Raw genomic sequence first — 19827 nt, forward strand, 5'->3', positions numbered from 1 at the left:
TTCGCGGCCCCGATGTCCCTCGGCTACGTTGACTTCCTCGTGGGGGAACAGTCAGGGGAGGCCGGGTGAACTTCGCCGGAGCCGCGCTGCCCTTGGCCGCCGGTGTCGCGCTGCTCGTGTTCCTGATCCGGCTCGCGCGCGAACCGCGGCGGCTCGGGAACGCCGTCTGGCTCGGGGTCGCGTTGCTGCTGACCGCCGGCTGGCTGCTGCGCGAGGCCCTGCACCTCGAGTGGCTGACCCCGGTGGTGGCCGTGCTGCTGGCGGCGATCGCGGTGATCGTCGCGCTGGTGCTGCCCGCCGCGCTGATCTTCAACGGCGCGCAGATGTGGCGGAAGGAAGGCCGCAGCAGGGGGAACCTGCTGTCGCTGGCCCTCGGCGTCGGGCTGATCACGCTCGAAGTGCTCTTCTTCGCGCCGCTCGGCCGTTGGGGCACGGCGCTCGTGGCGATCGCCATCGTGCTCACCGGGTACTTCGGGTTCCTGCTCGTGTCACTGCTGGTCTACTCCGTGTTGTACAGCCGGGTCGGGCGCCACCGGGACGTCGAGGCGATCATCGTCCTCGGCTGCGGGCTCGCCGGCGACCGCGTCCCGCCGCTGCTCGCCGGCCGCCTCGACCGCGCGATCCGGCTCTACGAACGGGAACCCGCGCACCCGCCGCTGCTGGTCGTCTCCGGCGGGAAGGGGCCGGGCGAGAGCGTCACGGAGGCCGAGGCGATGCACGGCTACCTCCGCGAGCGCGGCGTCCCGGAGGACCGGATCCGCCGCGAGGACCAGGCGACGACGACCGAGGAGAACCTGCGGCTGTCGGCCGCGCTGCTCCCCCAGTCCGGCCGGGCGGGCCGCGTCCTGGCGGTGACGAGCAACTACCACGTCTTCCGCACGGCGGTGGAGTGCCGCCGCCTCGGGCTGCCGATCCACGCGACCGGCTCCCCCACCGCGCGCTACTTCCTGCCGAGCGCCCTGCTGCGCGAGTTCGCGGCGTTGATCCTGCACTACCGCCGCACGACGATCGCGGCGTGCGTCCTGATCACCGGGGCGGGCGTCGCACTCGCCGTCGTCTAGTCCCCCGCCGGGACGGCCGCGACGGCTTCCACCTCCGCCGTGTAGTCCGGCCCCGCCAAGGCGGCCACCACGGCCAGCGACTGGGCCGGGAAGTCGCCGTCCGGGAACCACTTCGCGAACGCCTCAGCCTGCGCGGCCCGGTGGCCGGGCAGGTGTTCCATGCCTGCAATGAGCGTCAGCAGCTTCACCAGGTGCTCCGGCCCGGCGCCGTGCGCGGTAAGCAGGGTCTCGAGGTTGACGAAGATCTGCCGCGCCTGCGTCTCGGCGTCCGGGCCGGCGAGGGTCCCGTCCGGGAGGACACCGAGCTGCCCCGAGAGGAACACCAGCCGGTGCCCCGGCGGCACCTCGGCCAGGTGGCTGTACCGGCCCAGCGGCGGCGCGACGGTCTCGGGATTCCAGCGGCGTGGCTTCATGCGGCCATGATCCCATGGTAGGTTCACCACCGGATCTGGTTTGCCAAATAAACTAGTTACGAAGTAGGTACCGTATGACCGACCTGCCGCCCGCCGTCCTGCTCGACGAGCTGGCCCGGCTCAAGACGCGGACCCGGGCGGACCGGCACGCGTACGTGCCGCCGCTGCTGCTGTTCGGCGTGCTCGTGCTGCTCGCCCCGCTGTGGTCGTCCGGCGGACCGGCACTCTTCGGCGTCGCCGGCCTCTGGTTCGGCACGCCCCTCGAGCTGTACTGGCTGGTCGCGGTGACCGGCGGGTTCCTCGCCACGGCGTGCTGGTACCTCCACCGCGGCCGGCGCCGCGGGGTGCGGACCCCCATCGGTGCATACCTCGCTGTCGGCTTCGTCGGGGTCGTCGCGATCTCCTTCGGCATGCCGGTGGTGGCGTCCTTCGCCTACCGGGTCGCGCGGTCGCCGTACGCCCAGGCGCCCGTCACCGGGCCTGTCATGATCGTCGCCACCGCGGTGCTGGGTGGCCTGCTGTGGCTGCGATCCACCCTGACGGGCCACGCCGCCCGAGGCGTCGTCACGGCCGCCGCTGTGCTGTCCGGCCTCGTCGCACTGAGTGCGCTCGACCTCCGGTTCGCGCCCTACCGGCCCTACGCGTCGCTCGTGACCATCGGGCTCGGCCTGGTCGGGCTGGCGTGGCTGGAGCGGAGCAGGCTGCTGGGCGTGATCAGTGGTCTCTTCGCCGCCTCGGCCCTGCTGGCGAACCTCGGCGTTTTCGCGCGCTACGAAGGCGAAACGGCGCACGTGTTCAGGAGTTCGCTGCTGCCTGGCCTCATCCTCCTCGTCGGCGGCGTCGTGGCGTGGTTCCACGAGCGCGGGGCGCGCACGTGAGCGACCACCCCGCCGCAGGCCTCGACGAGACCGTGCACCAGCGCCACCGCCTCGGCATCCTGACCATCACCGCCGAGGCGGGCCAGGTCGACTTCGGTTACCTGCGCCGGACCCTGGACATGACGGCGGGCAACCTGTCCCGGCACGTCACGATCCTCGACGAGGCCGGCCTGATCGACGTCGAGAAGGGTTACGAAGGCAAGCGCCCGCGGACGTGGATCTCGATCAGCCCGGCCGGTCGCAAGGCCCTCGCCGCGGAACTGGACGCGCTGCGGGCCCTGGTCGCCGCCGTCGAGGGTGCCGTCCCGGCGATCCGGCCGCGGACCACCTAGACCTCCCGCAGCACCGAACACGCCCGGGCCACGCCGTCCTCGGACCGCAGTCGCGCCCCGACGTACTGGGCGCCGCGGCGGAACAGCGGGTTGCCCGTCGCCTCGCTCAGGCGGGCCGACAGCGTGTCCGCCGTCAGGTCGCGCAGGGGTAGCGGCCAGGGGCCCGCGCTGAGGCGGGACACCCGGTCGCCCCAGTACGGCTGATCCGAGAACACCGGGCAGACCAGGGACGGGACGCCCGCGCGCAGGGCCGCCGCCGTGGTGCCCGCGCCGCCGTGGTGGACCACCGCCGCGGTGCGGGGGAACAGCCAGGCGTGCGGGACGTCGTGGACCGGCAGCAGGTCGTCGGCCGGTTCGACGGACGCGTCCGTGCCCAGCAGGCCGCGCAAGCCCGCGCGGCGCAACGCCGTGCGGACTTCCGCGAACGTCTGCTCGGCTTCCGCCGGGCGCATGCTGCCGAAGCCGACGTACACCGGGGGCGGGCCGGCCGCGAGGAAGTCGCGCAGCCGCGGGTTCGGGCGCCACCCGGGCGGCGGGTCGAGGAACCAGTAGCCGGTGACGTGCACCCGCGCCGGCCAGTCCGGCGGCCGGGGCACGACGGCGTCCGAAAACCCGCACAGCACCGGGGAGTCCCGCCGGGGGCCCCGCGCACCGGCGGCGGGCAGGTCCAGGGTCCCGGTGCGCCAGCCGTCCACAGTGGACCGCAGGAGCCGCCAGGCGAGGGTGTCGACCGCGCCGAAGCTCAGCCGGCGGCCCCACGGCCCGAGCCGGCCGGCCCACGGCAGCAGCGGGTGCGGGAACGCCCGCGTCGGCACGCTGGGCTGGTAGTGCAGTTCGGCGTCCGGGACGCCGAGGTGCGCGGCCACGTGCGCGCCGAGGAACCCGAGCGTCGGGGCGAGCACCAGGTCCGCGCCCGCCGAACCGGCGTGGACGTCGGCCAGCAGCCGGTCCAGCACCGGCCGCAGGACTTCGCGCAGCCGGACCACGAACGTCAACGGTCCACCCGTCGTCCACGCCTGCCCGGCGGCCGAGCCGAGGATCTCGCCGGGATCCGCCGACAGCGGCGCGAACGCCAGGCCATGCTCTTCGACCAGCGCGCGGAAGCGAGGCGCGGCGAGGACGCGCACCCGGTCGCCGTCCGCCGCCAGGCCCCGGCCGAGGGCGACGCACGGCTGGACGTCGCCCCGGGAGCCGGGCGCGATCACGACCACCTGGCGGCTCATCGTTTCGCCGCGGTGACGCGGTAGCGCAACCGGAACGGCAGGCTCGCCAGCACCGCCGCCACCCGCGCGTCGGCGCCCACCAGGTACCGCGGCGCCGGGCGCCGGGCGGTCAGCGCGCGGACGACGACCTGCGCGGCCCGTCGCGGCGGCACTCCCGAGCGAGCCGAGCGGGCGGCGCTGCGTTCCGCCGCGGCCAGCTGGGCCGCGTAGCGCACGAGACCCGCGTCGGGCAGCGCCGCACGCACCTCCTCGGCGGCCGCGCGGGCCCGCGGCCAGATCGCCGTGGCGACCGCGCCCGGCTCGACGAGCACGACGTCGATGCCCTCGGGCGCGAGCTCGGCGCGCAGGGTGTCGGTCAAGCCGACCAGCGCGAACTTGGACGTGTGGTACGGCCCGATCATCGGCCCGGCGACCCGCCCGCCGATCGAGCCGACCGTCACCACCCGCGGCATCTCGGCGACGCGCAGAGCGGGCAGCATCACCTGCGTGACGGCGAGCTGCCCGACGACGTTCACGTCGAGCTGCTCCCGGAACACGTCCAGGGGCACGTATTCGAGCGGGCCGGGGCGCGCGAGGCCGGCGTTGTTCACCAGGCCGTGCAGCGGTCCGCCGGCGACGACCCGCGCGCCGCACGCGGCGATCGAGTCCGCGTCTCGCAGGTCCATCCGCAGCACCGTCACCGCGTCGCCGTACGCGCACTCGAGCTCCTCTTCGTCGGCGTCGGTGCGCACGCTCGCCCACACGTGGGCACCCCGCCGGACCAGCTCGGCCACGCAGGCCCGGCCGATGCCGGACGACGCGCCGGTGACCACATAGGACAGTCGCGTCACGACGCCGCCCCCGCGGCCAGCACCTGCAGCATCCGCGGCCACGTCCGGTGCAGCTGCCGCTGCCAGTACGCCCATTGGTGCGTGCCCGCGCCGTAGAGGTCGGTCGTCACGGGGACGCCGAGGGTGCGCAGCCGATCGGCCATCGCGGTGGTCTGGCCGCCGCACAGGTACTCCAGGAGCATCGCGCCGGGCAGGACGTCGATCGGGAGCTTGCCGTCCAGCGGCCCCGGCAGCCCGTTGCCCGCCGAGAGGTACAGCTCGGTGCCGCGCAGGCGGCCGGCGTTCACCAGCGGGTCGTGCGCCTCCCACACCGCCGACTCCCGGCGCCGATCGCCCCACAGCGCTTCGGGGTCGAGCTTCGCCGACGTGACGATGGCGTCGGTCAGCAGCTCGCCGGTGGGGCCGGCCGGGTTGAGGTTCCCGCTGTAGGACGCGGCGTAGCGGAACACGCCGGGCCGGCGCGCGGCGAGTTCGATCGCGCCGTACCCGCCGAGGGAGAGCCCGGCCGCCGCGCGACGGCCGTCGCCGCGGTAGGCCCGGTCGATCAGCTGCGGCAGCTCGACCGCGGTGAACGTCTCCCACTGGTTGAGCGCGATGTCCTTGCCGTAGTTCCACCAGTCGGTGAAGAAGCCCGCCGGGCCGGCGCCGGGCATCACGACCAGGACGCCGGCGTCGTCGGCGAGCTGCCGGACGTCGGTGTTGGCGCTCCAGCCGCGGTAGTCCTGCAGCCGCGTCTCCCCCGCCAGCAGGTACACCGCCGGCCACGTGCGGTCCGGGTGCGCGGTCCAGTCCGCCGGCAGGATCAGCCGCACCATGGCGTAGCCGCCGACGCCGGTCGAGCGCACGGTCAGGTCCAGCGTCCGCGGATCGCCGCCGACGGTGGTCTCGGCGACGACGTGCGACCCGTCGTCGGCGCGCGTGTCCGGCGGTTCGGCGGCCCGGGCCGGTGCGGCGGCACCGGCCGACAGCAGGCAGCTCACGGCGGTCAGCAGCGCGACGGCAGGGAGCCGGCGGCGATTCATGCGCATACGTATTCCTTTCTCCGGTCGTTCGATCGAATCCGGAAAAGTGACGGCGATCACCCGGAAAACGTCCGAGGCGTGTGCACAAGCTAGAGGAAACCGGCCGCGAACAGCAATTGTCTTGTCCGCCACACAGCCGGACAATGTGAATGGGAGAAGAACAGAAAATCGCAAGCCTCCCCCGCGCGGGTGAGCCTGCGATCACCCACCGTGACCATGGCTGGCGTACTCACGGGTAACCCCGCACCTCACCGGCCGGATTCCGGCGATTCCGCAGCTCACCCCGCGTAGATCAGGGTGTTTACGTTTTCTTGACACTCTTCCGGTAACCGATTACCTGTCGTAGCCTTCGCCCTGTGCCGCCCGGGCCGGCACCCACCGCACGCCCCGGCAAACCGTCCCACCGCGGGGACCGCGAACCCCTCGAACCCCACCGGAAAGGGCTTGTCCATGACTGCCCGAATTCGTCGCCCGTCCCGTTTTCCGCCGGTGCGCGCCGCCGCGCTTCTGGTCACCGCCGCCGCGGCCGTCACCATTTCCGGATCGGCGGGGAAGCCGGAAACGACGCCTCCGGTTTCCCGGCCGCCCGCCATTCCGCAGGGCGTCCTGCTGCCGCCCGAGGTGGTCCCGGCGGCTCCGCGCGACACCTTCGACCTCACCACCGCACTGTCCACTTCGGACCGCACGGACGTCGGGAGCGGGTGCGACGACGTCGTCCACGGGCGGCTGCTGCGGCCCGGCGACGCCGCCGGACAGGGCTTCCAGTCGGCCGTGGCCGGCGGCCAGGTTTCCGAACTCGTCGCCCGCACCGCCCACCCGATCGATCTGCCGGTATGGGCCGACCAGGCCCGCCGATGCGGCCAGGTCACCGTCGACGACCCGCAGGGCACCGCCGTCTCGACGCTCACCGTACGCCCCGGACCCGCCGTCCCCGGCGCGGAAACCCTGTCCTACCAGCAAGTCCTGACGCTGCCCGGCCAGCCGGCCGAGCTGCCGGGCCTGCGGCTGCGCACCGTCGCCATCGCCGCCGGTGACGTGCTCGTCGTGCTTCGCGACGCCGGAGCCACCGACCTCGACCTCGACACCCTGGCCGTCACCGCGTGGCAGCACGCGGCGCCGCGGCTGGGCCGATAGACCGGAGGAGAACCCCATGAACCTGACCCCGGAAAGCCCGGCGAGCGACACCCTGACCGCGTGCCTGCGGCACTGGGCGACGGTCAAGGCCGACAACCCCGCGCTGACCTTCGCCGACTTCAGCGCCGACCGCGACGGGCGGCGGCGGACCCTCACCTGGCGGGAGCTGGCCGGGCGCGTCGACGTCACGGCGGGCGCGCTGCCGGTCCGGCCCGGCGACCGGGTGGCCGTGCTCTGCCCGCAGGGCGTGGACTACGTCGTCGGGTTCCTCGCCGCGCTCGCCGCGGGCGCGATCGCGGTGCCGCTGTTCGACCCCGGTCTGCCCGGGCACGCCGGACGGCTCACCGCGGTGCTCGCCGACTGCGCGCCCGCGGCCGTCGTCACGACGTCCGCCGCGCGGCCCGCCGTCGAGGAGCTCCTCGCGGGAAGCGCGGAGATCGTGGCGGTCGACCGCGTCGACGCGGCCCGGACCTGGCCCGCCCCGGAGGCGCGCTCTGACGACGTCGCGTACCTGCAGTACACGTCCGGCTCGACCCGCTCCCCCGCCGGCGTGGTGCTGACCCACGCGAACGTGATCGCCAACGTCCGGCAGGTCACCCAGGGGCTCGGCCTCGACCCGCGGGAGGCCACGACGGTCTCGTGGCTGCCGCTGTTCCACGACATGGGCCTGGTCCTCGGCCTGATCACGCCGCTGGTGCTGGGCCTGCGCTCGGTGCTGATGGACCCGCTGGCCTTCATCGAACGCCCGATCCGCTGGCTGGAACTGCTCGGCGACCGGCCCGGCGCGTGGAGCGCCGCGCCGAACTTCGCCTTCCACTACTGCGCGAGCCGCGTGCGGGAGGCCGACCGCGCCCGGCTGCGCCTCGGCGGCGTCGCCGGGATCATCAACGGGGCCGAGCCGATCAACCCGGACGTCCTCGACCGCTTCCACACGGCCTTCGCCGTCGCCGGCTACCGGCCGCGGCAGACGCGCCCGTCCTACGGCCTGGCCGAGGCGACCGTCTTCGTGACCACCGCCGCCGACGCCGCTCCGCGCGTCACGACGTTCGACCGCGACGCGCTCGGCGAGGGCGTCGCGCGGGAGGCGGGTACCGGCGTCCGGCTGGTCGCCTGCGGTGCGCCGGCGGGCCAGCACGTGGCGCTCGTCGACCCGGACACCGCCGTCGCGCTCCCGGACGAGTCGGTCGGCGAGATCTGGGTCCACGGCCCCAACGTCGGCGACGGGTACTGGCAGCGGCCGATCGACAGCACGGAAACCTTCGGCGCCCGGCTGACCGGCGACCACAGTGACCACAGTGACCACAACGGGTTGCCGGCCGGGCCATGGCTGCGCACCGGCGACCTCGGCGTCCGGCACGACGGCGAGCTCTACATCGCCGGCCGGCTGAAGGACCTCCTCATCGTCGACGGCCGCAACCACTACCCGCAGGACGTGGAAGCGACCGTCGCCGGCGCGGACCCGGCGATCCGGCCGGGCAGCGTCGCCGCGTTCGCCGTCGAGGGCGCCGACACCGAGGGCGCGGTCGTCGTCGCGGAACACCGCGGCCACGCCGAGCTGACCGAGCAGTCCGAACGGGACCTGGCCGCGACGGTCCGGCGGCTCGTGGCCGACGCGCACGGGCTGGCGCTGCGGGACGTCGTCCTCGTGCCGCAGGGCCAGGTCCCGCGGACGTCCAGCGGCAAGATCGCCCGGAGCGCGTGCCGCGACCGCTACCTCGCCCACGAGTACGGAAAGGCCTTGGCGCGATGAGAGACCTCTCGCCCGGCGCGCTGCGCCGCTGGCTGCTCGACACCGTCGCCGAGCACACCGGCGTCGACGCCGCCCGGCTCGAACCCGACCGCCCGCTCGGCGACTACGGCCTGTCCTCCCGCCAGGCCGTCGGCATCGCCGCGGACCTCGAAGACCTGCTCGGCACGCGGCTGCCGTCGACGCTGCTGTGGGAAAGCCCGACCATCGACCACCTTGCCCGCAGCCTCACCGGGGGCGGCGAGCCCGACGTCGCCCCGGCCACGGACCGGCGCCGCACCGACCCGGTCGCCGTCGTCGGGCTCGGCTGCCGCTGGCCCGGCGCGGACGGCCTCGACGAGTACTGGGACCTGCTGCGAACCGGGCGGGACGCCGTCCGGACCGCACCGCCGGGCCGCTGGAGCGCCGACGCCGCGCCGGTCGTCGGCGGGTTCCTCGACGACGTCGCCGGGTTCGACGCCGAGCACTTCGGCATCACGCCGCGCGAGGCCGCGACGATGGACCCGCAGCAGCGGATGCTCCTGGAGGTGACCTGGGCGGCCCTGGAGCACGCGGGGATCGCGCCGGCGTCGCTGCGCGGCAGCCGGACCGGCGTGTTCACCGGGATCGCCACCCACGACTACGGCCACCTGACCATGGGCGGAGACGGCGTCGACCTGTGGACGGCCACCGGCGCGGCGGGCAGCATCGCGGCCAACCGGCTGTCCTACGTCTACGACCTGCGCGGGCCGAGCATGGCCGTGGACACCGCCTGCTCGTCGTCGCTGGTCGCGGTGCACCACGCGGTGCGGGCGCTGCGCGACGGCGAGGCCGACCTGGCCCTGGCCGCCGGTGTCAACCTGATGCTGCTGCCCGGGCCGACGGCCGCGTTCGCCGCGGCCGGGCTGCTCGCCGGCGACGGCCGCTGCAAGACGTTCGCGGCCGCCGCCGACGGCATCGCCCGCGCCGAGGGGTGCGGCGTCGTCGTGCTCAAGCGGCTGGCCGACGCCGAGGTCGACGGCGACCGCGTGCTGGCGGTGATCCGGTCCTCGGCGGTGAACTCCGACGGCCGGTCCAACGGCATGGCCGCGCCCAATCCCGTGGCCCAGCAGGCGATGCTGCGCGACGCCTACCGCGGCGCCGGGCTCGATCCGTCCACTGTGGACTACGTCGAGGCCCACGGCACGGGCACCCTGCTCGGCGATCCGATCGAGGCCCGGTCACTGGGCGCGGTGCTGGGTGCGGGCCGGGTTCCCGAGCGTCCGTTGCTGATCGGCTCGGTGAAGACGAACATCGCGCACGCCGAGGCCGCGGCCGGGATCGCCGGGCTGATCAAAGTCGTGCTGGCCATGACCCACGACGAGCTGCCGCCGCAGCTGCACTTCACCGCGCCCAGCCCGCACATCCCGTTCGACGAGCTGCGGCTGCGGGTCGTCGCCGAGCCGACGCCGTGGCCCCGGCACGCCGGGCGCGCCACCGCCGGGGTGTCCGCGTTCGGGTTCGGCGGGACGAACGCGCACGTCGTGGTGGAAGAGGCCGCGCCGAGCCCGGCTTCGGCCGGCGCGGGCGTGCGGCTCGCGCTGGTGTCCGCCCGGACCCGCGATCGGCTCACCGAGCGGGCCGCGCAGCTGGCGACGTGGCTGGAGACGTCGCCCCACGCGCTCGCCGACGTCACGCACACGTTGTTCCGGCGCGACAACGGCGCCCGGCACCGGGCCGCCTTCGTCGCCGGCGACACCGCCGAGCTGGCGTCGCTGCTGCGCGCCGTCGAGGCCGACCCGCTGCCCGCGGGCGCGGCCATCGGCACCGCGCGGGACACCGAGGGCCCGGTCTTCGTGTTCTCCGGCCACGGTTCGCAGTGGGCCGGGATGGGCCGCGGGCTCCTGGACACCGAACCGGCGTTCACGGCCCAGGTCGACAAGCTCGGCGACCGGTTCACCGAGCACACCGGGCAGTCGCTGCGCGCGCTGCTCACGACGTCCGAGCCGCTGCCGCTGCCGCGGACGCAGGCGGCGATCTTCGGGACGCAGGTCGCGCTGGCCGCGCGGTGGGAAGCCCTGGGCGTCCGGCCCGCGGCCGTCATCGGGCACTCCCTCGGCTCGGCGGCCGCCGCCGTGGTGAGCGGGGCGCTCGACGTCGGCGAAGCCGTCCACCTGGTGGCGACGCGGGCGCGGCTGCTGGGCACGCTTCCGGCCGGCGGGATGGCCGCGGTCGAGCTGTCGCCGGCGGAGCTGGCGGCGTACCCGGGTGTCGAGCTGGCCGTCGACTCCGCGCCGCGGCAGCTGACGGTGGCCGGGTCCGCCGGGGTGCTGGATCGGCTCGTCGCCGAGCTGGCGGCCGCGGGCCGCACCGCGCGCCGGCTGCCGGTGGAGGTCCCGGGGCATTCGGCGGGCGTCGACCCGGTGCTGGCCGCGCTGCGGGAGGCCTTGGCCGAGCTGGGCGGGCGGCGTCCCGCTGTGCCCTGGTACGACACGGTCCTGGCCGACCCGCGCGAACTTCCGGACTTCGACGCCGGGTACTGGGCCGCGCACCTGCGCCGTCCGGTGCGGTTCCGGCAGGCGGTGGCGGCCGCGGCCGCGGACGGGTACCGGACGTTCGTCGAGGTGTCCCCGCACCCGATCCTGCGGGGTTCGGTGGCGCGGACGCTCTCGGCCGCGGGCATCGACGACGCCGTCGTGACGGGGACGCTGCGGCGCGGTCAGGACGAGGTGCGCGCGTTCGGGGCGGCGGCCGCGGCCTTGTACTGCGCGGGAGTGCGGGTCACGCCGGCCGAGCCGCACGACGGGGCCCGGCTGGTGGACGTCCCGCCGATGCCGTGGCGCCACGAGCGGCACTGGTTCACCTCGACGGCCGGGGGGCCTGCCGAGCTGGACCACGGTTCCGGATCGGGGTCCGGAGCCGTGCCCGCCGTGGCGCCACCGGGCCCGCTCGGGCCGGCGCCGCGCGCGGAAACCGATCGGCTCACCGAGATCGTCGCCGCCGTCATGGGGTTGCGGCCCGAGCGGCTCGACGCCGACGTGCCGCTCGTCGAACTCGGGCTGGACTCCCTGATGGCGAACCGGATCCGTGAAAGCGTCCGGCGCGAGCTCGGCACCGAACCCGATGCCGCGGCCGTCCTGCGGGGCGCCACCCTCGCCGACCTCAACGGTGATCTCGCGCTCCGGCGGGACGAGTTCCCGCGGCCGGCGCGCGGGCGCGCCTGGGACGCCGCCGACCGGCTGGTCCTGCGGCTGTGGGCCGCGCACACCGGGACCGAGCCGAGCGGCACGCACGTCCTGCTCTCCGGCACCGACCAGCCCGCGCGCCTCGCCCAGCTGCTCGCCGGCGGGCTCGCGGCCGAGCTGGACACCCCGATCGACGCCGCCGACCTGCTGCGGCACGATTCCCTGGCCGCGATCGCCGACGTCGCGCGGGCCGTCCTCGACACTCGCGAGGAACGCGGGCCCGTCCACGTCCTCGCGCGCGGGACCGCCGGCGCGTCGCCGTTGCTGCTGTTCCACCCCGGCGGCAGCACGTGCACGGTCTACCGGCCGCTGCTGGAGCGGCTGCCCGAAGAGCTGCCGTGTGTCGGCTTCGAACGCGTCCCCGGCGGCAGCGTCGAGGAGCGCGTCGAGCGGCTGCTGCCGCTGGTCCGCGAAGCCCAGCGGGACGGGCCGTACCGGCTGGCCGGCTGGTCGTTCGGCGGGGCGCTGGCCTACGGCGTCGCCGTGAGGCTCGCCGGCGAGGGTGCGGACGTCGACCTCGTCGCACTCATCGACACGATGCTGCCGCTGCCGGAACCGGACCTCGACCCGCGGGCGTCGTCGGCGCGGCGGTTCCTGCGGTTCACCGGGTACGTCGAAGGCACCTACGGCCGGGCCGTCCGCCTCGGTCACGACGAGCTCGCGCCGCTGCCCGAGGAGGAGCAGATCGAGCTGACCATGCGACGGGTCGCCGAGGCCGGGCTGCTCGGCCCCGGCGTGCTGCGGCACCAGCGTCAGTCCTTTTTGGACACCCTCGCCGCCGAACGCGCGGTGCCGCCGCGGTACGACGGCCGGGTCGTGCTCTACCGGGCGACCGAGCCGTACGCCGCCGGGCTGGCCATGGAACCGCGGTACTCCCGCACCGACGCCGCGGCGGGCTGGGCGGACCTGTGCCCGCGCCTGGAGATCGTACCGGTGCCCGCGCACCACCTGTCGGTCGTGGACCCGCCGCACGTCGACGTCGTCGCGCGGCACCTGGCGGGCCTGCTGTGGTCGTGACCCGGGCTCCCGCCCGCGCGTGGCCGCTGCTCGCGGTGCTCGGCGCCGGGCTGTTCCTGGTCGCGGTGGACGCCACCGTGCTGCACGTCGCGCTGCCCGACCTGGTCCGGCACCTGCGGCCCAGCGCGTCGGAGCAGGTGTGGATCGTGGCGATCTACCCGCTCACCGCGGCGCCGCTGCTGCTGCCGTTCGGCACGCTCGGCGACCGCTACGGCCGGCGCCGGGTGCTCGTCGCCGGCTACGCCGTGTTCGGGATCGCTTCGCTGGGCTGCGCGTTCGCGCCCGGCGTCCCGGCGCTGCTCGCGGCCCGCGCGGTGCTCGGCTGCGGCGGAGCGATGATCATGCCGGCGACGATGTCGCTGCTGCGGGAGCTGTTCCCGGAGCAGCGCCGGCGGCGGACGGCGATCGCGGTGTGCAGCGGCATCGCCGGCACCGGGTCGGTGTTCGGGCCGGCGCTGGGCGCGGTGCTCGTCGAGACGTGGGGCTGGCGCGCGACGTTCCTGGTCAACCCGCCGGTGATCCTGGCCGCGATCGTGCTCGCCCTGCGGTGGCTGCCGCGGACCCCGCCCGCGCGGCGGCGCTGGGACGGCGTCAGCGCGCTGTTCGCGGCGGGCGGGGTGTTCGGGATCGCGTTCGGCGGGGTGCTGCCGGCGCTGGCCGGGTGCGTCCTCATCGGCCTGTTCGTGCGGCGTCAGCGCCGGTCGGACGCGCCGTTGCTGGACCTGGCGCTGTTCCGGCGGCCGGGCGTGCCGGCCGCGGTCGGCGGGGTGCTGCTGGTGATGAGCACGCTCGTCGGGCTCGGGTTGCTGTTCGCGCAGTACCTGCAGCTGGTGCTGGGCCTGTCCCCCACGGCGGCGGCGGCACGGCTGCTGCTGGTGCTCGGCGCGTCGGCCGCGGGCAGCGTGGTGACCCCGGCGCTGCTGGAGCGGTTCGGCAACGCCCGGGTCCGCACGGCGGGGTTCGCGGTGACCGCGGTGTCGCTGCTGGCCCCCGCGCTCGAGGCGGTCGGCTTACTGGGTTTCGCGTTGGCGGGCTTGGGTTTCGGGATGGCATTGGCGTTGACGTCGAGCACGGACACGCTGCTGTCGGCCACCCCGGCCGCCTCGGCCGGCGGGGCGGCGGCGGTGGAGAAGACGGGCTACGAGCTGGGCGCGGGTTTCGGAACGACGCTGTTCGGTTCCCTGTCCGCGGCGGTCTACGCGGCGCACTTGTCCGTGCCATCCGGTCTCCCACCGGCGGCGCACCGGCTGGCGGCGGCGGGCCCGGCCCAGGCGGAGGTGGCGGCGGCGGGACTGCCGGCACCGATGGCGGCGGACCTGCTCACCGCGGCCCGGACGGCTTGCGCGGCGGGATTGCAGGTATCGGCGGGTGTCGCTTGTGGAGCGTTCGCACTGGCCACGCTCGCCACCGCCTTCCGCCGGAACAGGCGTCGCGAGGCCGGAGCCCGCCCGTGAGCGGGGACCCGCGGAGGCGGTCGTGAGCGGGAAACAGGGCCAGAACACTGTTTCCCGCTCACGACCCCGCGCCGCCGGTCGGTCCGGGTGGCCTCAGCGGAACCAACCGCCGCCGCGGGTGGCCGGGCTGCGGGGCGCTATCGGCAGCGAACCCTGGCTCGGGGGCCACAACGTCGTCGCCGGGATGTGGCGTAGCCGGCTTCGCAACGTGTTCAACGGGAGCGGGCGGCGGCGGGTCAGCATCGTCGTCGTGCGGGGGTGGAGGTCGACGAACGGGTACGTCGCGTGCAGGGCCGCCAGCCGGCGTTCCAGGCGGAGGCCGCGGTCGGTCAGCTCCTCCGGGCCCACCACCGGCTGCACCACCAGGAACTCGCCCGGGCCCAGGCGCACCGCGCGGTCCAGCGGGCGCAGGCCGTCGCGCAGGAGGTCCGCGATGTTCTGCTCGGTGTGCATGCGGATCCGGTTGCCGTGCCGGCGTTCCACCGCGGTCAGGTCGTCGACCGTCACCAGCACCAAGCCGAGCGGGACCGTGTCCGTCGCGTCGCCGAGCCACGGCGTGATGCCCGCCAGCGTCGCGAGTCCCGTCTCCGCGTCGACCGGTCCCGCGGCCGCCGGCGACAGCGCCTCCAGCCGCGCCGCCACGTGCCGCAACGCGGCCTCCGACCGGCTTTCGACGTCGAGGGCCGCCGGCGCGGCCACCGACGCGAGGACCTCGCCGACCTTGTGCCGCACCGCGGGCGGCAGGCGGTCGCCCAGCGCGTCGCGCAGCCGGACGATCTCGGCGTACGCCTCGTCGCGGCGCAGGCCCCAGCGGCCGCGGAACAGCCGCGCCGACTCGACCGACGTCGCCTGCGGGTCGACGTCGTCGAGGTCCTGCGCCACCACGGACGCGCCGAACGTCGGCGACAGGACCGCGACCGACCACTCGCGCGCCATGCTCTCGTCGGGGCGCAGCAGCACCGGGGTGACGCCGTGGGGCAGGTCCGGGCGGCCCGAGTCGACCATGCCGACGACCGTCACCGCGGCCGTCCGGGCGATCCGCGCGTACACCTCGCGCTCCCGCTCGAAGTACGGCAGCCGCTGGAAGAGCGCGAACACCACGGTGTCCGCGCCGGTGCCTTCGGCCAGCGCCGCGCGTTCGACCGCGTGGGACGCGGTCACCAGCGCGCGTTTGGACAGCACGCCGGCGCGGGCCGAGGACACGTCGGGCATCGGGGATCGCTCTCGCCGGGGGAAGGGAGACAACCACCGTAGAAGAACTCGCCGTGACCGGCTAGCCACACAATGGAGTGAACTCAGAAGTGGTCGCGCTCGGCTTCCCGGGCGACGACCTCGTCGAGATCGGCCAGCCGGCGCAACCCGTTCAGCGGCTGCCGCATCCGGTGGTTCCCGCGCAGCCGTTCCGCGTTGCGGTCGAGGAACGCCCAGTAGCCCGCGGTGAACGGGCACGCGCGCGGACCCGTCCGCCGCTTCGGGTCGTAGACGCAGCCGCCGCAGTGGTCGCTCATCCGGTTCACGTACGCCCCGCCCGCCGCGTACGGCTTGGTCCCGACGATGCCGCCGTCGGCGAACTGGCTCATGCCGATCACGTTGGCGGGCATCACCCACGGGAAGCCGTCGACGAACGCCGTGGCGAACCAGGCGGTCAGCTCGGCCGGGTCGTAGCCGCGCTGGAGGGCGTGGTTGCCCAGTACCATCAGCCGTTCGATGTGGTGGGCGTAGCCGCGGTCCCGCACGCCGGCCAGCGCGGTCCGCAGGCACGCCGCTTCGACGGCGTCCGCGTCCAGCTCACGCCACCACGCCGGCAGCTTTCGCCGCGCCTGCAACGCGTTGCGGCGCAGGTAGTCCGGGCCCAGGTGCCAATACAGGTGCCACACCCATTCGCGCCAGCCGAGCACCTGCCGGACGAAGCCTTCGACGCTCTCGAGCGAGGCCGTCCCGTCGCGCCACCGCCGCTCGGCCTGGCGCACGACGTCCAGGGGGTCCAGCAGCCCGAGGTTGAGCGGGACCGACAGCAGGGCGTGCGCCATCGCCCAGTCGTGGGTCAGCATCGCGTCCTGGTGCGGCCCGAACGCGGGCAAGCGGTGGTCGAGGAACCGGCGCAGGGCCCGCTGGGCCTCGTCACGGCCCACGGCGAACCGGCGGGGGCCGTCGGCGCCGACGGGGTGGACAGCGCCGTCACGCTCGGCCCGGTCCAGTTCCGCGCGGACGCGTTCGTCGATCGCGTTCTCCCGCGGCAGCCACGGCGCGGGCACGTCGAGGCGGGTGGTCTTCGGCGGTGGCTCCCGGTTGTCGCGGTCGTAGTTCCAGTGGCCGCCCGCGGGCGAGCCGTCCGGTTCCAGCAGCACCTCGAACCGGCCCCGCTGGTCGCGGTAGAAGTCCTCCATGACGAACCGCGTCCGCCCGGACGCCCACGCCGCGAAGTCCTCCTTGGACCGGACGAATCCCGGCGTGGGCAGGATCCGTTCGACGACGCCCTCGTCGCGCAGCCGCCGGACGAGCGTGTCCGCGGCGTGGGAGTTCGGCTCGTGCACCAGCACCGGGCGGCCGAAACGGCGCAGGCCGGTCCGGTAGTCCGGGGCGTCGAGGAGGGTGACACGGTCGCCGAGGTCCTCGGCAAGCCGGTAGAGGGCGGCCTGCACCAGGTGCAGCTTCTGCCGGTGGAACGGCTTCGCGGCGAACGCGGCGGCCGAGCGGATCAGCAGCACGTCCCGGTCCCGGTGCTCCGGTGTGCTGTGGAAGTGGGGTCCGAGCTGGTCGGCGAACAGCCACAGGGCCGTCTGTCCTGACATGCGGCGAACCTAACGCGGACCCGCCGGTTCCGCAGGCCCGGCGGCGTAGGACCGCAGGATTTCCGTGGTGGCGCCCAGAAAACGCGCGACGCTCTCGGCGTGGTCCGGTTCGAGGCCGTCGGTGAGCGCGGTGATCGCGTCGACGAGCGGTGCCAGCGCGGCCCGGACTTCCGCGCGCGCCGGGTCGGTGACGGTGAGCGTGATCCGGCGCCGGTCGCTCGGGTGCGGGCCGCGGCGGACGTGCCCGGCGGCCTCGAGGCGGTCGACGAGCACGGTGGCCGACGCCGAGCGGATCCGGAGCGCGTGCGCGAGGTCGACGGTGCCCATCGGCCCGCCGCCCGCCAGGTGCTGCAGGGCCTGCACGTCGGTCGGGCCGAGCGCGAGCCGCCGGGCGAGGGCCTGCTGCACGTCGTGCGCGAGCGCCAGGAGTTCCCGCAGGGCGAGGTTCACCCGCAACGCGACGGAGCTGTCTTCCACCCGGCCATCCTAGGGGTCGCTAGACAATCTAGCGAATGTTGCTAGATTGTCTAGCGACCCCGACGAGAGGCACCTCCGTGGACATCCGTGCGATGAACGCCGAAATGGCGGCTAAGCTGAGCGACGCCCCCGCCGAGACGCCACCCGAAGGCGGATACGCGCTGCGTGTGGTCGAGACCCGCGGCCGCAGCACCGGCACGCCGCGCCAGGTCCCCCTTGCCGTGGTCGCCCGGTCCGGGCGGCACTACCTCGTCTCCCCGGTCCGCGACCGCGACTGGGTCGCCAACCTCGTCGGCACGCCGGAGTGCGCGCTGCTGTCGGCGGCCGGGCGCCAGGAGTGCCACGTCGAGGAGGCGAGCGGCGCGGAGGCGGCCGAGGTGGTCGCGACGTACCTGGCGGCCATGTCGGTGCCATGGGCGATCAAGGCGTTCCCCGTCGCACAGGACGCGACCCCCGCGCAGATCCGCGAGCACCTGCCGGGCATGGCGGTCTTCCGCTTGTCGGACAAGGACGAGCGGTGAGTGTCGCCGTCGTCGGCGGCGGTCCCGGCGGGCTGGTGCTCGGCTACCTGCTCGCCCGGGCCGGCGTCGAGGTCACCGTCCTCGAGTCCCACGCCGGCTTCGACCGCGACTTCCGCGGCGACTCCCTGCACCCGTACACCCTCGAACTGCTCGACCGGCTGGGCCTGGCCGACGACCTCCTCGAACTCGACCACTTCAAGGCGCGTTCGTTCCGCTTCCACACCCCGGGCGGGGTGTACAGCTGCGCCGACTACGACCGCCTCCCGACGCCGTTCGGCTACGTCGCGCTGATGCCGCAGGTGCGGTTCCTCGACTTCCTCGCCGAGCGCGCGGGCGCGCTGCCGACGTTCACCCTGCGGACGAGCGCCAAGGTCACCGGGCTCCTGGAGGACGACGACGGGACCGTGACCGGTGTCCGCTACCGGGGCGGCGAGCTGACGGCGTCGCTCGTCATCGGCGCCGACGGCCGGTTCTCCACGGTGCGCCGCCTGGCCGGGCTGCCGGCGAAGTCGCTGGGCGCCACGACGGACCAGCTCTGGTTCCGGCTGCCGCGCTCGCCCGCCGACCCGGGCGACGCCGACCTCGACCTGTACTTCGGGCGCGACGCCTACGTCGGTGTCCTCGGCGGCGTCCACGACTGGCAGGTCGGCTACAGCATCGAGAAGGGCTCCTACGCCGCGCTGCGCGAAGGCGGTGTCGAACCGATCCGCGCGTTCCTGCGCGAGCGCGTGCCGTGGCTCGCCGACCGGGCGCACCTGCTCGCCGACTTCACGCAGACCACGCTGCTGTCGGTGGACATCTCCCGCGTCGAACGCTGGCACCGCCCGGGCCTGCTGCTGCTCGGTGACGCGGCGCACGTCATCTCCCCGGTCGGCGGCAACGGGATCCTGATGGCGATCCAGGACGCCGTCGCGGCGGCGAACCGCCTGGTCCCGGCGTTGCGCCGAGGCGAAACCCCGGACCTGGCCGCGGTGCAGGCCGACCGGATCCGGGCGATCGAACGCGTCCAGGCCGACCAGGTCCGCGTCGAACAACGGTCCGCGTCAGCCCGCGCCCGCGGCAAGAGCGCGGCACCGCCGGGATTCCTGCGGGCGCTGTTCGCGATCCCGGCGCTGCGCACCCGCGGCGCGCGCGGCAACGCCTACGGCCCGTACCCGCCGGAACTCGACGAGTCCGTCCTGGCTCAGCGGCTCTCGTCGTAGGACGCCCAGCCGCCCTCGCTCTCGGCCGCGTCGACGTCGGCGTCCGCCGACGCCGCGTGGGTCATCGCCGCGACGGTCTGCTCGAGGCCCTTCTGGACCTCACCGCCGTCGGCTTCGCGGACGCTGTGCAGCGTGACCGTGATCTCGGCCGACGCCGCTCCGGCGTCCGCGACGCGCAGTTCGCCGTGGTAGTCGTCCGGGCCCTCGGCACCCCAGGTCAGCGTGCGCGTGGCCGCGTCCGTGTGCAGCCACGCCTCGCTCTCGACGCGGTGACCGTGCACCTCGGCCTCGACGTGCACGCTCTCGCCACCGGTCGGCTCGGCGACCTTCATCGCCGGGAAGTACCGCGGCAGGTTCTCCGGGTGGCTGAGGAAGGAGAACAGCTCGTCGGCGGGCAGGTCGGCGGTCGCGGTGTACCGGTATTCGGTCATCGGGGGCTCCTCGGGGGCGTTCGCGGTCCTGGGCGGGTTACCCGCGCGCGGTGCGTCCACACCCCGTGGCGCGATTGACACGGCCACCGG

At 74.8% G+C, this 19827-nt stretch carries 17 protein-coding genes; 9 read left to right on the forward strand and 8 right to left on the reverse strand.

Translation table 11 applies throughout. The annotated features are described in order from the left end of the window. Positions 1-65 precede the first annotated feature (65 nt). A complete protein-coding gene (locus tag ACLJQZ_RS17325; RefSeq protein ID WP_410621006.1) occupies positions 66-1061 on the forward strand; it encodes an ElyC/SanA/YdcF family protein in 996 nt (331 codons plus the stop codon). Here ACLJQZ_RS17325 and ACLJQZ_RS17330 read toward each other — a convergent pair. Beyond that, complete coding sequence (locus tag ACLJQZ_RS17330) at positions 1058-1474, reverse strand: RidA family protein (RefSeq protein ID WP_410621007.1); 417 nt, start codon at positions 1472-1474, stop codon at positions 1058-1060. The two genes, ACLJQZ_RS17325 and ACLJQZ_RS17330, sit on opposite strands and share 4 nt — an antisense overlap. Before the next feature lie 74 nt (positions 1475-1548). Here ACLJQZ_RS17330 and ACLJQZ_RS17335 point away from each other — a divergent pair, with 74 nt between their 5' ends. Both ACLJQZ_RS17335 and ACLJQZ_RS17340 read left to right on the forward strand, forming a co-directional pair. After that, entirely contained in the window at positions 1549-2352 is an 804-nt protein-coding gene (locus tag ACLJQZ_RS17335; RefSeq protein ID WP_410621008.1) for a hypothetical protein, read from the forward strand. Next, a complete protein-coding gene (locus tag ACLJQZ_RS17340; protein ID WP_410621009.1) occupies positions 2349-2684 on the forward strand; it encodes a transcriptional regulator in 336 nt (111 codons plus the stop codon). Before ACLJQZ_RS17335 ends, ACLJQZ_RS17340 begins: the two co-directional genes overlap by 4 nt. Here ACLJQZ_RS17340 and ACLJQZ_RS17345 read toward each other — a convergent pair. The 3 genes from ACLJQZ_RS17345 to ACLJQZ_RS17355 are packed head-to-tail and all read right to left on the reverse strand — an operon-like array spanning position 2681 to position 5765. Next, positions 2681-3907, reverse strand: a complete 1227-nt coding sequence (locus ACLJQZ_RS17345; protein ID WP_410621010.1) for a glycosyltransferase — start codon at positions 3905-3907, stop codon at positions 2681-2683. The two genes, ACLJQZ_RS17340 and ACLJQZ_RS17345, sit on opposite strands and share 4 nt — an antisense overlap. Continuing rightward, positions 3904-4737 (reverse strand): SDR family NAD(P)-dependent oxidoreductase, encoded by an 834-nt coding sequence (locus tag ACLJQZ_RS17350; RefSeq protein ID WP_410621011.1) that lies wholly within the window; start codon positions 4735-4737, stop codon positions 3904-3906. The genes ACLJQZ_RS17345 and ACLJQZ_RS17350 overlap by 4 nt, the downstream gene beginning before the upstream one ends. Further along, positions 4734-5765: an alpha/beta hydrolase gene (locus ACLJQZ_RS17355; protein ID WP_410621012.1), complete on the reverse strand. Its 1032-nt coding sequence runs from the start codon at positions 5763-5765 to the stop codon at positions 4734-4736. The genes ACLJQZ_RS17350 and ACLJQZ_RS17355 overlap by 4 nt, the downstream gene beginning before the upstream one ends. Positions 5766-6209: 444 nt before the next feature. Here ACLJQZ_RS17355 and ACLJQZ_RS17360 point away from each other — a divergent pair, with 444 nt between their 5' ends. The 4 genes from ACLJQZ_RS17360 to ACLJQZ_RS17375 are packed head-to-tail and all read left to right on the forward strand — an operon-like array spanning position 6210 to position 14314. Further along, the gene (locus ACLJQZ_RS17360) at positions 6210-6893 is read left to right on the forward strand and encodes a hypothetical protein (RefSeq protein ID WP_410621013.1); all 684 of its coding nucleotides are present in this window, start codon (positions 6210-6212) and stop codon (positions 6891-6893) included. A 16-nt stretch (positions 6894-6909) separates the two neighbouring features. Next, positions 6910-8643: a fatty acyl-AMP ligase gene (locus tag ACLJQZ_RS17365; protein WP_410621014.1), complete on the forward strand. Its 1734-nt coding sequence runs from the start codon at positions 6910-6912 to the stop codon at positions 8641-8643. After that, positions 8640-12860 (forward strand): beta-ketoacyl synthase N-terminal-like domain-containing protein, encoded by a 4221-nt coding sequence (locus ACLJQZ_RS17370; protein WP_410621015.1) that lies wholly within the window; start codon positions 8640-8642, stop codon positions 12858-12860. The genes ACLJQZ_RS17365 and ACLJQZ_RS17370 overlap by 4 nt, the downstream gene beginning before the upstream one ends. Beyond that, entirely contained in the window at positions 12857-14314 is a 1458-nt protein-coding gene (locus tag ACLJQZ_RS17375) for an MFS transporter (protein ID WP_410621016.1), read from the forward strand. The genes ACLJQZ_RS17370 and ACLJQZ_RS17375 overlap by 4 nt, the downstream gene beginning before the upstream one ends. Before the next feature lie 93 nt (positions 14315-14407). Here ACLJQZ_RS17375 and ACLJQZ_RS17380 read toward each other — a convergent pair whose 3' ends face one another. The 3 genes from ACLJQZ_RS17380 to ACLJQZ_RS17390 all read right to left on the reverse strand — a co-directional run bounded on the left by ACLJQZ_RS17380 (position 14408) and on the right by ACLJQZ_RS17390 (position 17583). Then, on the reverse strand, positions 14408-15526 hold the full coding sequence (locus ACLJQZ_RS17380; protein WP_410621017.1) for a DICT sensory domain-containing protein: 1119 nt from the start codon (positions 15524-15526) through the stop codon (positions 14408-14410). Between the two features lie 83 nt (positions 15527-15609). Then, positions 15610-17106, reverse strand: a complete 1497-nt coding sequence (locus ACLJQZ_RS17385; protein WP_410621018.1) for a cryptochrome/photolyase family protein — start codon at positions 17104-17106, stop codon at positions 15610-15612. Between the two features lie 9 nt (positions 17107-17115). Then, positions 17116-17583 (reverse strand): MarR family winged helix-turn-helix transcriptional regulator, encoded by a 468-nt coding sequence (locus ACLJQZ_RS17390; protein WP_410621019.1) that lies wholly within the window; start codon positions 17581-17583, stop codon positions 17116-17118. A 104-nt stretch (positions 17584-17687) separates the two neighbouring features. On the opposite strand from ACLJQZ_RS17390, the gene ACLJQZ_RS17395 reads away from it, so the two are divergent. Both ACLJQZ_RS17395 and ACLJQZ_RS17400 read left to right on the forward strand, forming a co-directional pair. Then, the gene (locus ACLJQZ_RS17395; RefSeq protein ID WP_410621020.1) at positions 17688-18104 is read left to right on the forward strand and encodes a nitroreductase/quinone reductase family protein; all 417 of its coding nucleotides are present in this window, start codon (positions 17688-17690) and stop codon (positions 18102-18104) included. Continuing rightward, entirely contained in the window at positions 18101-19306 is a 1206-nt protein-coding gene (locus tag ACLJQZ_RS17400) for an FAD-dependent oxidoreductase (RefSeq protein ID WP_410621021.1), read from the forward strand. Before ACLJQZ_RS17395 ends, ACLJQZ_RS17400 begins: the two co-directional genes overlap by 4 nt. Here ACLJQZ_RS17400 and ACLJQZ_RS17405 read toward each other — a convergent pair. Continuing rightward, positions 19288-19737: an SRPBCC family protein gene (locus ACLJQZ_RS17405; protein WP_410621022.1), complete on the reverse strand. Its 450-nt coding sequence runs from the start codon at positions 19735-19737 to the stop codon at positions 19288-19290. The two genes, ACLJQZ_RS17400 and ACLJQZ_RS17405, sit on opposite strands and share 19 nt — an antisense overlap. Positions 19738-19827: the final 90 nt, after the last annotated feature.

The sequence above is a fragment of the Amycolatopsis sp. cmx-8-4 genome (genome assembly GCF_046548675.1).
Lineage (GTDB): Bacteria > Actinomycetota > Actinomycetes > Mycobacteriales > Pseudonocardiaceae > Amycolatopsis.